The following is a 14,692-nucleotide window of genomic DNA, read 5'->3' as shown; positions in this document are numbered from 1 at the left end:
CAGCGTTGATCAGAACTCGTGATCGGCGTTGTCCGGGTTCAGGTCGCTGATACCCAGTTTGCCGGCAGCCGCTTCGATCGAGCCGGTCTGCTTGACCAGGGAGGCGATGGCATCACGCACGATCTGGTTGCCGGCAGTGTTGCCAGCCGCGATCAACTGGTCGTAGTGCTCACCCTTGTTGGCGTGGTCAACCATGACCTGGATCTTGGCTTCGGTCGTAGCCAGGTCGGCCTTGAGCGCTGCGTCGGCTGCCGGGTCAACTTTAGCCACCAGCGACGACAGGCTGGCGCCGGTCATTTTGGTGCCGTCTACGCGGGTGTACTCGCCCAGGTACACGTTACGAATGCCTTTGGCGTCGTAGAAGTGCGAGTTGTGGGTGTTGTCGCTGAAGCAGTCCTGCTCGTCTTCAGGAGAGTTGGCTTCCAGGGAAACCTTCATGCGCTCGCCCGCCAGTTCGCCCAGCGACAGGCTGCCCATGCCGAAGAGCATTTTGCGCAGGCCGGTTTCGCCCGGCTCGGCTTCCAGGGTGGCGCGGTAGTTGTCGGCCACGTCCGGTTTCCAGTTGCCGACCATTTCTTCCAGGTCGCTGACCAGCAGTTGGGTCACGGCCTTGAGGTAGGCGCGACGACGGTCGTTGTGGCCACCGGTGGCGCCAGCGCCTTCCAGGTAGTCCGACGCAGGACGGTTGCCAGCGCCAGGGCCGGTGCCGTTCAGGTCCTGGCCCCAGAGCAGGAATTCGATGGCGTGGTAGCCGGTGGCAACGTTGGCTTCGGAACCGCCCAGCTCGTTCAGGCTGGCGAGTTTTTCCGGGGTGATGTCTTTGACGTCAACCTTGTCTTCGCCCACCTGTACTTCGGTGTTGGCGATGATGTTGGCGGTCGCGCCCGGGTTGCCCAGTGCGTGCTCGTAAGACTTGTCGACGTAGTCGATCAGGCCTTCGTCCAGCGGCCAGGAGTTAACCTGGCCTTCCCAATCGTCAATGATGGTGTTGCCGAAGCGGAAGACTTCACTTTGCAGGTAAGGAACGCGTGCCGCGACCCAGGCAGCCCTGGCGGCTTTCAGGGTTTCTTCGTTCGGCTTGGCGAGGAACGCGTCGATGGCGGTTTGCAGGGTCTTGGCAGTGGATTCGGCATCGCTGTAGACGGCGAAAACCATGTCGGCGTAATGCGCGACCACGGCTTTGGACGCAGCCTCGTCGACTTTACCGGCAGCAGGAGCAGCGGGCGCTGCGGTGCTGGCGGCCGGGGTCGGTGCTTGAGGCGCGGCGGCCTTGTCTTTACCTTCGCCGCAACCGGCGAGGGAAATAGCGATGGCCAGCAGACTGGCGGTGGCCAGAGGCATACGAATCATGGCGAACATCCTGCTTCGGTGAATGAGTGGACAGGCGCTGGGGTGCGCAAAACTGCGACATAATGCAAATCTTTCGCATTATGTGTAAAGGGCTGTACCTGGAAATATTTCCTATTCGCGCGGCGGTTGCCCTGGGTCAGGCCTCACGTGTCACAGGCTCAGCGCATGGGTGCGCTGGGCTTGCTTGAGGTAGGCGCTCAACTCACGGGCCGGCAACGGCTTGCTGTAGTGATAGCCCTGACCTTCGTGGCAGCCTTCGGAAATGATGTAGGCCTCTTGCTCGGCGGTTTCGACCCCTTCGGCAATCACCTGCATGCCCAGGCTCTTGCCCAACTGAATGATCGCCCGAACGATGGTCGCGTCGTCGTCGTCATCGAGCAGGTCTTGCACAAAGCTCTTGTCGATCTTGATCTTGTCCAGCGGCAGGCTCTTGAGGTAGCTGAGCGAGGAGTAGCCGGTGCCGAAGTCGTCGATGGCAATCAGCGCCCCCGAACGACGCAGGCTGAGCAGGTGCTGGGCGGCGGTGCTGATGTCTTCCATCAGGCCGGTTTCAGTGACTTCCAGTTCCAGGCTGCGCGGCGGCAGGCGATAGATTTGCAGCAGGTTGTTGACCACGCGCGGCAGCTCGGCGTGGTGCAGTTGTACGGTGGACAGGTTGACGGCCATGCGCAGGTCGACGAAGCCCTGGTCGTGCCATTCGCGCAGTTGCCGGCAGGCCTGGTCCAGCACCCATTCACCGATGGCGATGATCGTGCCGTTTTGCTCGGCCAGTGGAATGAACAGGTCCGGCGGTACCAGGCCGTGTTCGGGGTGTTGCCAGCGGATCAGGGCCTCGACGCCCACCACCCGGTGATCGCGGTAGCTGATCTGTGGCTGGTAGACCAGATAAAACTGCTCGCGGGTGAGCGCGTCGCGCAGGTCTTTTTCCAGTTCACGGCGGCGGCGCATCTCACTGTCGACACTGGCAATGTAGAACTGATAGCGGTTGCGCGAACGGGTCTTGGCCAGGGTCATGGTCTGTTCGGCTTTCTGCAACAGCTTCTCGGTGCTGTCGCCGTCCTCCGGGAACAGGGTGATGCCGATGGTGGCCCGCAGGCGAATTTCCTGATGGTCGAGGGCGAACGGCGCTTCCAGGTCGTCGAGGATGCTTTGCGCCAGTTCCGCGGCTTCGTAGGGTTGCTCGATGTCGGCCTGGACCAGCGCGAACTGATCGCCGCCCAAGCGGGCGAGGGCGCCGAGGCGACCGCTATGGGCGCGCAGGCGGTCGGCCAGGGCCAGCAGCAACTGGTCGCCGGTCTGGTAGCTGAATTGTTCGTTGATGCCCTTGAAGTCGTCCAGCCCGACACACAGCACCGCCACCCGTCGTTGCAGGCGACCGGCGTCCACCAGGATCTTGTCCAGTTGCTGCTGCAATTGCTGGCGGTTGGGGAGCCCGGTGAGGAAGTCGTATTGCGCCATGCGCAACAGGCTGTTTTCCGCTTCGTGGCGCAGGTGCGTGTTGCGCTCGATGGATTCAAGCAACTGGTTGGCAGTGTTGATCCAGATCCCCAGTTCGTTTTTCTCGTGGCCCTTGAGCAGCGGGATCTTGTGTTCGCTGGGGCGGTCGGGATTGATGGTGGTCAGGTGTTCGATGATGCGCGACAGCGGTTTGGTCAACAGCCAGTGATACACCAGGTACAGCACCAGGCCCATGGCCAGGGCGCGTAATACGCCGGAGATGAAAATGATCACCGAGCTGATGATAAACCCTTGGCCGTAGGTGGCTGTGTCGAGGGTGATGCTCAGGTCGCCGTAGTACTCGCTGTAGGGGCCGCGACCCACCAGTTGGGTGGTGAAGGTGCGTTCCTTGCCCAGGATCAGGTCCGTCAGCCAGCGGCTGTGGGAGTGCTGCAGTTCGCGGGACTTTTGCGCGAGCATGGTTTCGTTGGGATGACCGATGGACGCCATGCGCACGGCGTCATCCTGGAACAGGCCTTCGATCACTTGCATGCCCATTTCCCGGTCGAGGCTGTAGACAGCCTGGGTCGAGGGGTCGCGGAACATGTCGAGGATTCGCTGGGCGTCGTTGGCGACGGCCTGGTGCGTTTTATAGGCGTCGAAAACAATCTGCGCGCAGCTCAAGACGACGCCGACGATCAATGCCGAAAGGAGCACGACCCGGAGCAACTTCACCGACAAGCTGTTCTTGAGTTCCAGCTTCAAAGGGTAATTCCTTGTTCCGTGCGGGTAGCGTCAAGTTGCCATGAGTATTGGCAATCCCGGGATGGCAGTCAAAGGGACAATCATGCCGGGGAGATTTTGTTTGCAGGCTTGGCCACAATGCCGTGGTTGTTGGCGATTGGAGCCATTTGTAATGTGTCGGTAGGCACCTCCTGCAACTTGAGGGGCGGGGGAGAATATTTCCGCCTTGCTGAGGGTGGACGGCTGGGGCTCAGGGGCAAGCGAGCGATGATTTGCAGCCTGTTGCATGCCTGGTGAGGGGCATAAAAAAACCCGGCATTGCCGGGTTTTTTCACTGCAAGCAGACTTAAGCGGTGAAGGTTTTGCCTTCGAACTGCTCAGCCACGAACTTCCAGTTGACCAGGTTCCAGAACGCTTCGACGTACTTCGGACGAACGTTGCGGTAGTCGATGTAGTAAGCGTGTTCCCAGACGTCGCAGGTCAGCAGCGGGGTGTCGCCGCTGGTCAGCGGGTTGCCGGCGCCGATGGTGCTGGCCAGGGCCAGGGAACCGTCAGCCTTTTTCACCAGCCAGCCCCAACCGGAACCGAAGGTGCCGACGGACGTCTTGGTGAACTCTTCCTTGAACTTGTCGAACGAACCGAACGCAGCGTTGATGGCTTCAGCCAACGCGCCGGTAGGTTGGCCGCCGGCGTTTGGCGCCATGCAGTTCCAGTAGAAAGTGTGGTTCCAGACCTGAGCGGCGTTGTTGAAGATACCGCCCGAGGAAGTCTTGACGATTTGTTCCAGGGTCTTGCCTTCGAACTCGGTGCCTGGCACCAGGTTGTTCAGGTTCACGACATAGGTGTTGTGGTGCTTGTCGTGGTGGTATTCCAGGGTTTCCTTGGAAATGTGCGGCTGCAGGGCATCGTGTGCGTAGGGCAGCGGCGGCAATTCGAAAGCCATGATGATTCTCCTAATCAGGTCAGTTGCGGTGAGCGCAAGGCCGATCACGGGCGGCCAGACAAGCGCCGGGGAGTTTGTACTCTTTGCGGCGCAGGTGTCGGATCATAGCACCGGGGGTGCGGCATAACCACGCAACAACTGTGTGGAATAGAGGTTCCAGAGCCTTTTGGAATATTCGCGTAGCCCGATTAATTGAATCGCTACATCAGGCCGCGCTGATTAACTGAAAGGCTACGGTGAACATCATCACGGCGACCAGCAGGTCGAGAATCCGCCAGGTGCCGGGGCGTGCCAGCCAAGGGGCGAGCCACGCGGCGCCGAGGGCCAGGGTGAAGAACCACAGCAACGAGGCACTGGCGGCACCGACTACATACGCGCCGGGCTCGGTCTGTTGGGCGCCGAGGGAGCCGATCAGCAACACGGTGTCCAGGTAGACATGCGGGTTGAGCAGCGTCACCGCCAGTGCGCTGAGCATCACCGCTCGCAGCGAGCGCACGGTCTGGTTTGCACCCTGTTGCAGGCTTTGTTTCGAGCAGGCCCGACGTAGCGCCAAGCTGCCGTACCACAGCAGGAACGCCGCCCCGCCCCAACGGGCAACCGCCAGCAGCAGCGGGTTTTGCGCCAGGATCGTCGCCAGCCCGAATACCCCGGCCGCAACCAGCAGCGCATCGCAGGTCACGCAGAGCGCCGCGACGGGCAGGTGATGTTCGCGCCGCAGGCTCTGCGCCAGCACGAACGCGTTTTGAGTGCCGATCGCCATGATCAGCCCGGCGGCCACCAACAGGCCATTGACGTAGCTTTGCCACATAAGGATTTACTCCGCGTTTGTCGCCAATTGCCGCAGTACGTTCATGGCGCGATCAGCATCGGCCTGACCGACAAACAGGTGATCGTGGTAGTAACCGGCGATCACGTTGCAACTGATGCCGGCCTGCCCCAATGCCGTGGCAAACGCCGCCGTGAGGCCCACTGCTTCCAGCGCCGAATGCACGTTGAGGGTGATCCACGCCGCTACGTAGTCGAAACTGAAACCGGCCTTCACCGCGTGCCGACGTTCGAGGATGACCGTCAGGCCTTCGCGTTCACGGAAGCTGCCGATAATCTCGCAGTCCCTGGGGAGGTGGCCGTCGCGGATCGTGCAGAACACGTATTCACCGTCGTTGAGTTCCGGGCTCATGCTGCGCAGCAGGGTTGCCAGGGAAGTTTCGCCAGCCATGTCGCTGATCCTTGTTCAAGAGTTCTTGCTGGCCATTCTCCGGTGCCGCGCTGTATAAGAAAAACCAATATTGCTGATCACTCATTAGGAAAACTGATGTTTGACTATAAGTTGCTTTCTGCCCTGGCCGCCGTGGTCGAGCAGGCCGGCTTCGAACGGGCGGCTCAAGTACTGGGGTTGTCTCAGTCGGCCATCTCCCAGCGGATCAAATTGCTTGAAGCCCGGGTCGGCCAACCCGTGCTGGTGCGGGTCACGCCGCCGGCCCCGACGGAGATCGGCCGGCGCCTGCTCAACCATGTGCAGCAAGTGCGACTGCTTGAGCGCGACTTGCAAACGCTGGTGCCGGCCCTCGATGAGGAGGGGTTGCCGGAGCGTCTGCGTATCGCCCTCAATGCCGACAGCCTGGCGACCTGGTGGGCCGAGGCCGTGGGGGATTTTTGCGCCGGGCAGCACTTGTTGCTTGACCTGGTGGTGGAGGACCAGACCGTTGGCCTCAAACGCATGCGGGCCGGTGAAGTGGCTGCGTGTGTGTGCGCCAACGAGCGTCCGGTGGCGGGCGCTCGCAGCGTGTTGCTGGGCGCCATGCGCTATCGTGCACTGGCCAGCCCGGCCTTCATCGCCCGGCATTTCCCTCACGGGGTTCGCGCCGATCAGTTGGCCCGCACGCCCGCGCTGGTGTTCGGGCCGGATGACTTTTTGCAGCATCGTTACCTGGCGTCGTTGGGCGTGGATGGCGGTTTCGAGCACCATTTGTGTCCGTCCTCCGAAGGCTTTATTCGCCTGACCGAGGCCGGGCTGGGCTGGGGGCTGGTGCCGGAACTGCAGGTGCGCGATCAACTGGAACGGGGCGTTCTGGTGGAGTTATTGGCAGATAAGCCGATTGATGTGCCGCTGTACTGGCATCATTGGCGCAACGGAGGGCAGTTGTTGGCCCAACTGACCGAGCATCTGGCACGATCCAGCGGGCAATGGCTGGTGCCCTTGGAGCAGCGGTAAGCGTCAAGCTGCAAGCTACAAGTAAAGAGCTTGTGGATCGGTTTTAACTTGTAGCTTGTCGCTTGAAGCTAGTTACTGCATTTGTAGGAGCAACTCATGAAAATTCTGGTCACCGGCGCAAGCGGCTTCATTGGCGGACGTTTTGCGCGTTTCGCCCTGGAGCAAGGGCTGGACGTGCGGGTCAACGGCCGTCGGGCCGAAGGCGTCGAACATCTGGTGCGTCGTGGCGCGCAGTTCGTCCAGGGGGACTTGAGTGATCCAATGCTGGTTCGCGACCTGTGCCTGGATGTCGACGCGGTGGTGCATTGCGCGGGCGCGGTGGGGCTTTGGGGGCGGTATCAGGACTTTCATCAGGGCAACGTGCTGGTCACCGAAAACGTGGTCGAAGCCTGCCTGAAACAGAACGTTCGACGGTTGGTGCACTTGTCGTCGCCCTCGATCTACTTCGATGGTCGCGATCATCTTGGCCTGACCGAAGAGCAAGTACCCAAGCGCTTCAAGCACCCGTACGCGGCGACCAAGTACCTGGCCGAGCAGAAAGTCTTCGGTGCACAGGAGTTCGGTCTTGAAGTACTGGCCTTGCGGCCGCGTTTCGTCACGGGGGCCGGTGACATGAGCATCTTCCCGCGGTTGTTGAAGATGCAGCGCAAAGGACGCCTGGCGATCATCGGCAATGGCCTGAACAAGGTCGATTTCACCAGCGTGCAGAACCTCAACGAGGCGCTGCTCAGCAGCCTGTTGGCGACGGGGTCGGCGCTCGGCAAGGCCTACAACATCAGCAACGGCACGCCGGTACCGTTGTGGGATGTGGTCAACTATGTGATGCGCCAGATGGAAGTTCCACAGGTTACCCGCTACCGTTCCTACGGTTTGGCCTACAGCATCGCGGCGCTGAACGAAGGGGTTTGCAAGCTGTGGCCGGGACGACCGGAGCCGACGCTGTCGCGCCTGGGCATGCAGGTCATGAACAAAAATTTCACCCTGGACATCAGCCGCGCCCGGCATTATCTGGACTACGACCCGAAAGTCAGCCTGTGGACTGCCCTCGACGAGTTCTGCGGTTGGTGGAAGGCCCAGGATATTCGCTGAAATAAACACTGAACCGAGAGTGGGGTTCAAGGTCGATCAGTGCGGCGAGTGAGCGGTTTATACTCGCAGCATTTAGCCATCACCGTGCTTTAGAAAGGTTGACTCATGTCCATGCGTAACGATGCCAACGACGACTTCGACGATGTACCCAGCCTGCGGGCCGATACCCTCGACGACGACTTTGAACCGACTTCCGCTACCCGCGAGCGCACCTCGGTGCATTCCCGGCCTGCGCCTGCGGCCAGGGTCAAAGGTGCGAGCACGGGCCCGCTGTGGGCACTGGTCGGTGCGTTGTTTTTTGCCTTTGCCGGTTTGGCCTGGTGGAGCTTCCAGCAGATTTCGCTGATGGAACAGCAACTGGTCGCCACTCAGGAAAGCTTCGCGCGGATCAGTGAGGAAGCGGCGGGGCGTTTGCAGGATATTTCCGGCAAGGTCGTGGCCAGCCAGACCAACGTCACCAGTGACAGCGAAGCGCTGAAGCTGCAAATCAAGCAACTGGAAAGCAAACTGCTGGAGCAGAACAAACAGCAGCAAGGCGTCGCGGGCCAGGCGACGGACCTGGACAAACGTCTGGCGCAAATGGCCGCGCAAACCGCCGAGCAACAAGCCGCCAACAGCCAACTGCAAGCTCAGGTCAAAGCCCTGAGTACTGAGTTGACCACGCTCAAAGGCGTTCAACCGGACACCAGCAAAGTCGATGCCCAACTCAAGAGCCTGGGGACGGACATCGCTGCATTGAAAAAGCAGGGCAACCCGGCCATCGAGCGTCTGGAGCAGGAACTGATCGTCCTCAAGAGCCAACAGGACAATCGCCCGGCCTCGGCTCAAGGGGGGGGCAACACCGCCGAGTTCGATGCGTTCCGTGGCCAGGTCACGCGCAACATCAACACCTTGCAAAGCCAGATCCAGAACCTGCAACAGCAGATCAGTGCCCGCCCTTGATCCCGATGCGTTCCCGCGCTGCGGGAATGCTTGCTGGTGACTGCCTCATTGCCGTCTACGCTCTTGAAACATCAATAAGACGAGGGATGCGCAATGAGGTTTCTGCACAAAACTACCTTGCTGGGCTGGCTGCTGGTGCTGTGCCTGGGGCAGGCGCACGCGGCCGCCAAGGCTGCGGATGACAGCCAGGCAGCGCTGGCCCTGCTGGAAAAAGCCCTGGCCTATTACCACGACAACGGCGACAAAGCCTTCGCGGCATTCAGTCGCCAGGGCGAGTTCGTCGACAAGGATCGCTATGTTTTTGTCGTCGACACTCAAGGGATGATGCTTGCCAGCGGTGGGCCGTCGTCGGCATTGATCGGCCGTGATGTGTCCGAGGCGCTGGGGCCTGACTTGCAGAAAGCTTTCAAAAACGCCTTGCTGGTGCCGGAGGGCAATGGCATCCAGGAGGCCGAGTATCGCTGGCAGAATTGGGCCGATGGCAAGGTCGAGCGCAAACGGGTGTTCTACCAGCGCATCGGCAACCGCATCCTGGCGGTCGGTTACTACCTGCCGCGCGCCTCGGCCGAGCAGGCCAAGGCATTGCTCGAAAAAGCCGCGAGCGATCTGGCCAAGGATGAGAAAGGCACGCTGACAGCGATCAACTCGCTCAAGGGCGGTTTTTTGCAGGATGACCTGTATGTATTTGTCGTTGACCTGGACAACCAGCGCTACGTTGCCCATGGCACCAACCTGCGCTTGATCAACACCGATTTCGGCAAGATCAAGGACCCGGAAGGCAAACCCGTGGGGGAGCCGATCCTGGCACTCATGGGGCAGCAGGATCAGGGTGAATACGCATACCGCTGGAAAAACCCAGTCACCGGCAAAATCGAAGACAAGCACGCCTACCTGAAAAAGGTCGATCACTTGCTGGTGGCGGTGGGGTATTACAGCCCTTGATTGTCAGTGACCGACGACGCCAGGCGGACTCGGTCCGCCTACCGGGCCTTGTCCTCCCGCCCGCGCAACAGCATGTTCGGCATGCTGATGGCCGCCACGAGGCCAAGTATCGACACCGCCGCGCTGACCATCAGCAGGTGGCGGAAGGTCAGCAGCAGTTCGGCGCGCAAGGCGTTCTGCGCATCCCCCGACGCAGCGCTCAAACCGTCGAGCAACACGTTGCCCGAACTGCCTTCGGCCATCAGCGACGAACTGGCCAGGTGCGCGAAGCTGGAGTCCTGCAACAATGCCAGCAGCAAGGCCGACATCAAGGCCACGCCGACCGCGCCGCCCAGTGAGCGAAACAGGTTGGTGGTGCTGGTGGCCACGCCGATGTCCCGTTGTTCCACCGAATTCTGGGTGCCCACCAGCGAGGTGGGAAACTGCATGCCGGCGGCAATCCCGCTGAGCAGCATGAACACTGCGCTGAGGAGTGTGGCTTGAGGCGGGCTGAACGCCATGCCGAGAATGGCGAACGGCATCAGCAGGGCGCCGGTCAGAATCATCGGTTTGTAGCGCCCGGTCACTGAAGTCTGGCGCCCGGCGAAGTACGCGCCCATCGGCAAGCCCATGGCCAGCGGCAACAAGTGCAGGGCCGCACTGTCGGCACCGGCACCAGTGACACTTTGAAAGCGCAACGGCATCAACACGATCAGCGAAATCGCCTGGAAACTGGTGAAGAAAATCGTGCACCAGCACAGGATCGCAGGGCGATTGGCAAACAGGTGCATCGGCAGCAACGGCTCGCGAGCCCGCCGCTCATGCCAGACGAACAGTGCCAGGGTCAGCACCGCACAGCCCAACAAACCGAGCACCTCGGGGCTGCGCCACACATGCCCCTGGCCGACCAGGGTAATGTCCAGCAGCAACGCGCTGAGGCCGATGATCATCAGCAGCGTGCCGAGGTAGTCGATGACCGGCTTGCGCTGCGGCACCGGCAACCCCACCAGCGTGCGGTTGGCCACCAGCCACGCGCCGAGGCCCAGCGGCAGGTTGATCAGGAACACCCAGCGCCATGACAGGTACTCGGTCATGTAGCCGCCCAGCACTGGCCCGGCAACACTGGCCATTGCGTACATGCTGCTGAAATAGCCCTGATAGCGGCCGCGTTCGCGGGGCGGGACGATGTCACCGATGATCGCCTGACTCACCGAAATCATTCCCCCGGCACCGATGCCCTGGATGATCCGGGCGAGCACCAGTTGCTCCATGCTCTGGGCCATGGCGCACAACAGCGATGCCAGGGTGAACAGGCCCATGCCGAACAGCATCAGCCGTCGCCGACCATAAAGATCGCCGAGCTTGCCGTAGATCGGTACTGCCACGGTCATCGCCACCATGTAGCCGGAAATCACCCAGGCCAGCAGGCTGACATCCTTGAACTGCGCGGAGATGGCCGGCATCGACACGGCGACGATGGTCTGGTCCAGCGCCCCGAGGAAAATCGCCAGCATCAGCGCGACCAGCACGCTGCGAATAGCGGGTTTGGGCGTTTCAGGCTGATTGAGATTGGCCACGAAAAAACCTGCGAGCGGTGATTGACCCGCAGGGGGGAGGCGAGCGGGAGTGTTCGCCAGTGTAAGTTGATAGCAAGCTATTCGATAGCCTCGTATGGAAAGTCGAGGAGGGCGACCTGGGGTTTCAGTATTTTCAGTGTTGTCATGGCTCGCATCCGTCATGCGGACTTGGCCGGTGGGTGGTTTTTATCAATCGAGTGCTTGCATTTTTTGCGTGTGAGTCTGTCAATTGGCGGTGACAGCTGAGTCGATACCTGTTCTTTTTGCCAAACGGTGCGATTATCGCCCGACACTCTGAGGCCTGGACTGAAGTGATGAACAAGCCTGCCCCTCCTTCGATTCCCGTATTCAAACTCTATGGCGAGAGCCTGGACTGGCCAACCCCGGACCTGCTGCATTGCGAAACCCTCTCCAAGCGCAGCCGCGAACATCAATGGGAAATCAAACCCCATCGGCACGCCGATCTGTGTCAGTTGTTATTTGTCTTCAAGGGCCACGCAGAGCTTGAGATCGAGGGCAAACGAACACGCCTCGACGAACCGGCGATTCAGGTGCTGCCGCCGTTGTCGGTGCACGGGTTTCGGTTTTCCGAGGATGTAGAAGGCTTCGTGGTGACCCTCGCCGCGCCGCTGGTGGCGCACCTCCAGGCGCAGTTGGGCGATTCGGTGAGCGCACTCGTGCAGGCTGAAAGTTACCCGGCCGGCCAGGACAGCGAGTACCTGAACAGCCTGTTTTCCTCCTTGCAAAGCGAATACGTCGGTCATCAGCCGGCCCGTGAAATGCTCATGCATTCGCTGGTCAGCGTGATTATGGTGTGGGTCAGCCGCCAGGTGCTCCAGCGCCACGCGGCGAGCCAACGGCCACAACGTGCGCGCGAGTACCTCAACGGGTTTATTCAACTGGTCGAAGACCACTACCGCGAACATGTGAAGGTCGAAGACCTGGCGCACAAGTTGGGGATTTCCGTTTCCCACCTCAATGGCACCTGCCGTGAACTGGCGGGGCAACCGGCCTTGCAGATCATGCACGAACGCCAGTTGCTCGAAGCCAAGCGCTTGCTGACGTACACCAGCATGACCATTTACGAGATGTCCGATGTGCTCGGGTTTTCTGATCCGACCAACTTCACCCGGCTGTTTCGGCGGCGCGTGGGGATATCACCCAAGGCGTTTCGCGACCGGCTGAAAGCCGATCAGGATGGCGAGGACTGAAACCGCTTGTTACCTGAGGGCGTTCAGGGTCGCGTTGTGGGGTATGCAACGTTCGAAGTTGCAACTCGCGTACTCACGTGGCAACTGCCGGGCCTGCTCCACCCGGTAGGCCGCAGTGCCATACAACACCAGCGTCGCGGTGCAGGTGATGAAGATCGCGAGGTATCTTCTTGTTTTGGTGTTCATGGCGCTGACCTCTGAACGAATACCCTTGGGTATTACTATCAGCATAGGTCGCTTGGGGGCGGCTGCAAGCCAAGCTACAAGCTACAAGCCAAGGCCACAAACCTGCTTGCAGCTTGCAGCTTGCAGCTCACAACTTACAACTTACCGCTGCTCCTATCCCATTCCGGCTCTTCGGGAAACCTCAGTACCAGAAAATCCAGCATGCTGCGCAGCGCTGCCGGCATGTGTTTGCGTGATGCATAAACCGCGTACATGTTCATCTGCCGGGGTTCTGCACCTGGCAGCAAGCGAACCAGCTCGCCGCTGTGAATGTGCACCCCGGCCTGATAGGTGGGCAGCATCGCCACACCGGCGCCGGCCATGGCGGCGCGCAGCAGGGTGCTGGCTTCATTGGCGCTGATGTTGCCCTGTACCGGTACTGAAACCTGCTCGCCGTCCTGCTCGAAATGCCACAGGCTTTTGCCGAAGTAAGAGTGAGTCAGGCAGTTGTGCTGGCTCAGGTCCTCGACCCGCTGCGGCGTCGGGTGTTCACGCAGGTAGGCGGGGGAGGCGCAGATCACCGAGCGGCAGACCGTCAGCCGCCGGGCGATCAGGTTCGGGTCCAGGTCGTTGCTGGTGCGGATCGCCAGGTCGATGCGCTCATCCACCAGGTTCACCGTGCGGTCAAGCATTTGCAGGTCGATGCTCACGCCTGGGTAGCGCTTGACGTACGCGGCCACGGCATCGGCCAGTTGCGCCTGACCGAACGAGGTGCTGACGCTGATGCGCAGCAGGCCACGCGGCGCATCGTCCGGCTCGCTGACGGCGGCCTGCATGTCGCTGGACAAGTCGAGCATCTGCCGGCAGCGCGGCAGAATCTCGCTGCCCGCAGCGGTGAGGCTCAGTTTGCGGGTGGTGCGGTGCATCAACCGCGCGCCGACCCAATCTTCCAGTTCCGCCAGATAACGCGACACCACCGGCCGTGAGAGGTCCAGGTGATCGGCGGCGGCTGACTGGCTGCCCAGGTCGACTACCGTGATGAAGACCCGCATTGCTTGAAGACGATCCATGATTTGCCCGCTTTCAGAAACAAACTATGTCCAAGCATCGCATTTTTTGTAACGACTCAGGCAACTAAGCTCTCTCCCATCGCCAATCACGGCAGCACAGACCCGGAGCACATCATGATCGGATTCACCTCACTCAAGCGCTTGTTGCTGGCCACCGCCACTGTGGGCTTCGCCGCCCATGCCGCTGCTGCCCCCGCGCCACTGACCCTGGATGTTTACAACCCAGGCACCGCTGCTATCTTCCCGGTGAGTTCGGTGCTGGTCAGCGGCAAGCACGACGCCATCCTGGTGGACGCGCAATTCGGCAAGTCCCAGGCCGAGCAGGTCGTGGAAAAAATCCGCGCCAGCGGCAAGGAACTGACCACCATTTACATCAGCCACGGTGACCCGGACTACTACTTCGGCCTGGACACCATCACCGCCGCGTTCCCGAAAGCCAAAGTGCTTGCCTCGCAACCGACGGTTGATCACATCAAGGCAACCGTTGAAGGCAAAGTCGCATTCTGGGGCCCGAAAATGGGCGCTGATGTGCCGGCCAAAACCATCGTTCCAGCCGTGCTCAAGGGCCACAGCCTGACCCTGGAAGGCCAGAAACTGGACATCATTGGCCTGGACGGCAAACAACCGGACCGCACCTTCGTCTGGATCCCGTCGATCAAAGCCGTGGTCGGTGGTGTGGTGGTGGCTGAAAACATCCACGTCTGGATGGCCGATACCCAAACCCCGCAGTCCCACAAAGACTGGCTCGTGACCCTGGACACCATCAAAAACCTGAAGCCTGCGACCCTCGTGCCGGGCCACTACCTGGGTGAAAGCGCTCGTTCGCTGGCCGCCGTGCAGTTCACTGCCGACTACATCAAGGCCTTCGACGAAGAAACCGCCAAGGCCAAAGACTCCGCCGAACTGATTGCGGCGATGAAAAAGCGCTTCCCGACCCTCGGCGAAGAAAGCTCGCTGGAACTGAGCGCCAAAGTCGCCAAGGGCGAAATGAAGTGGTGAGTCGTTTTACCCTTTGTGGCGAGGGAGCTTGC

Annotated in this window: 14 protein-coding genes; 6 read left to right on the top strand and 8 right to left on the bottom strand. The window is 60.9% G+C overall.

Annotated features, from left to right (window positions below; translation table 11 throughout):
* Positions 1–9: 9 nt before the first annotated feature.
* From AC1Z1G_RS20870 to AC1Z1G_RS20850, 5 genes are all read right to left on the bottom strand, one after another.
* A complete protein-coding gene (locus tag AC1Z1G_RS20870; protein ID WP_483622272.1) occupies positions 10–1,350 on the bottom strand; it encodes an imelysin family protein in 1,341 nt (446 codons plus the stop codon).
* Between the two features lie 150 nt (positions 1,351–1,500).
* Positions 1,501–3,552 carry a putative bifunctional diguanylate cyclase/phosphodiesterase gene (locus AC1Z1G_RS20865; RefSeq protein WP_483622271.1) on the bottom strand — a complete coding sequence of 684 codons (2,052 nt, stop codon included), beginning with the start codon at positions 3,550–3,552 and terminating at the stop codon, positions 1,501–1,503.
* A gap of 325 nt (positions 3,553–3,877) precedes the next feature.
* Complete coding sequence (locus AC1Z1G_RS20860; protein ID WP_483622270.1) at positions 3,878–4,474, bottom strand: superoxide dismutase; 597 nt, start codon at positions 4,472–4,474, stop codon at positions 3,878–3,880.
* Positions 4,475–4,679: 205 nt separating this feature from the next.
* Entirely contained in the window at positions 4,680–5,282 is a 603-nt protein-coding gene (locus AC1Z1G_RS20855; RefSeq protein WP_483622269.1) for a LysE/ArgO family amino acid transporter, read from the bottom strand.
* Between the two features lie 6 nt (positions 5,283–5,288).
* Positions 5,289–5,690: an ACT domain-containing protein gene (locus AC1Z1G_RS20850; protein ID WP_483622268.1), complete on the bottom strand. Its 402-nt coding sequence runs from the start codon at positions 5,688–5,690 to the stop codon at positions 5,289–5,291.
* 96 nt (positions 5,691–5,786) lie between these two features.
* Here AC1Z1G_RS20850 and AC1Z1G_RS20845 point away from each other — a divergent pair, with 96 nt between their 5' ends.
* The 4 genes from AC1Z1G_RS20845 to AC1Z1G_RS20830 all read left to right on the top strand — a co-directional run bounded on the left by AC1Z1G_RS20845 (position 5,787) and on the right by AC1Z1G_RS20830 (position 9,659).
* On the top strand, positions 5,787–6,686 hold the full coding sequence (locus AC1Z1G_RS20845; protein WP_483622267.1) for a LysR family transcriptional regulator ArgP: 900 nt from the start codon (positions 5,787–5,789) through the stop codon (positions 6,684–6,686).
* A 96-nt stretch (positions 6,687–6,782) separates the two neighbouring features.
* Positions 6,783–7,775, top strand: coding sequence for an NAD-dependent epimerase/dehydratase family protein (locus AC1Z1G_RS20840; RefSeq protein WP_483622266.1), 993 nt, complete (start codon positions 6,783–6,785; stop codon positions 7,773–7,775).
* Between the two features lie 105 nt (positions 7,776–7,880).
* A complete protein-coding gene (locus tag AC1Z1G_RS20835) occupies positions 7,881–8,717 on the top strand; it encodes an ATPase (RefSeq protein WP_483622265.1) in 837 nt (278 codons plus the stop codon).
* Between the two features lie 93 nt (positions 8,718–8,810).
* Entirely contained in the window at positions 8,811–9,659 is an 849-nt protein-coding gene (locus AC1Z1G_RS20830) for a cache domain-containing protein (protein WP_483622264.1), read from the top strand.
* Positions 9,660–9,697: 38 nt separating this feature from the next.
* Here the strand turns inward: AC1Z1G_RS20830 and AC1Z1G_RS20825 are convergent, their stop codons facing one another.
* Positions 9,698–11,215, bottom strand: a complete 1,518-nt coding sequence (locus tag AC1Z1G_RS20825) for an MDR family MFS transporter (protein WP_483622263.1) — start codon at positions 11,213–11,215, stop codon at positions 9,698–9,700.
* A 314-nt stretch (positions 11,216–11,529) separates the two neighbouring features.
* Here AC1Z1G_RS20825 and AC1Z1G_RS20820 point away from each other — a divergent pair, with 314 nt between their 5' ends.
* Positions 11,530–12,426, top strand: a complete 897-nt coding sequence (locus tag AC1Z1G_RS20820) for a helix-turn-helix domain-containing protein (RefSeq protein ID WP_483622262.1) — start codon at positions 11,530–11,532, stop codon at positions 12,424–12,426.
* Positions 12,427–12,435: 9 nt separating this feature from the next.
* Here the strand turns inward: AC1Z1G_RS20820 and AC1Z1G_RS20815 are convergent, their stop codons facing one another.
* Together AC1Z1G_RS20815 and AC1Z1G_RS20810 are read right to left on the bottom strand one after the other, a co-directional pair.
* Complete coding sequence (locus tag AC1Z1G_RS20815) at positions 12,436–12,612, bottom strand: hypothetical protein (RefSeq protein ID WP_483622261.1); 177 nt, start codon at positions 12,610–12,612, stop codon at positions 12,436–12,438.
* A 134-nt stretch (positions 12,613–12,746) separates the two neighbouring features.
* Positions 12,747–13,661, bottom strand: coding sequence for a LysR family transcriptional regulator (locus AC1Z1G_RS20810; protein ID WP_483622260.1), 915 nt, complete (start codon positions 13,659–13,661; stop codon positions 12,747–12,749).
* Between the two features lie 114 nt (positions 13,662–13,775).
* Here AC1Z1G_RS20810 and AC1Z1G_RS20805 point away from each other — a divergent pair, with 114 nt between their 5' ends.
* Positions 13,776–14,660 (top strand): MBL fold metallo-hydrolase, encoded by an 885-nt coding sequence (locus tag AC1Z1G_RS20805; RefSeq protein ID WP_483622259.1) that lies wholly within the window; start codon positions 13,776–13,778, stop codon positions 14,658–14,660.
* The last annotated feature ends 32 nt before the right edge of the window (positions 14,661–14,692 follow it).

The sequence above is a fragment of the Pseudomonas sp. JL27(2026) genome, assembly GCF_056933555.1.
This window is presented reverse-complemented; position numbering and strand designations above follow the sequence as displayed.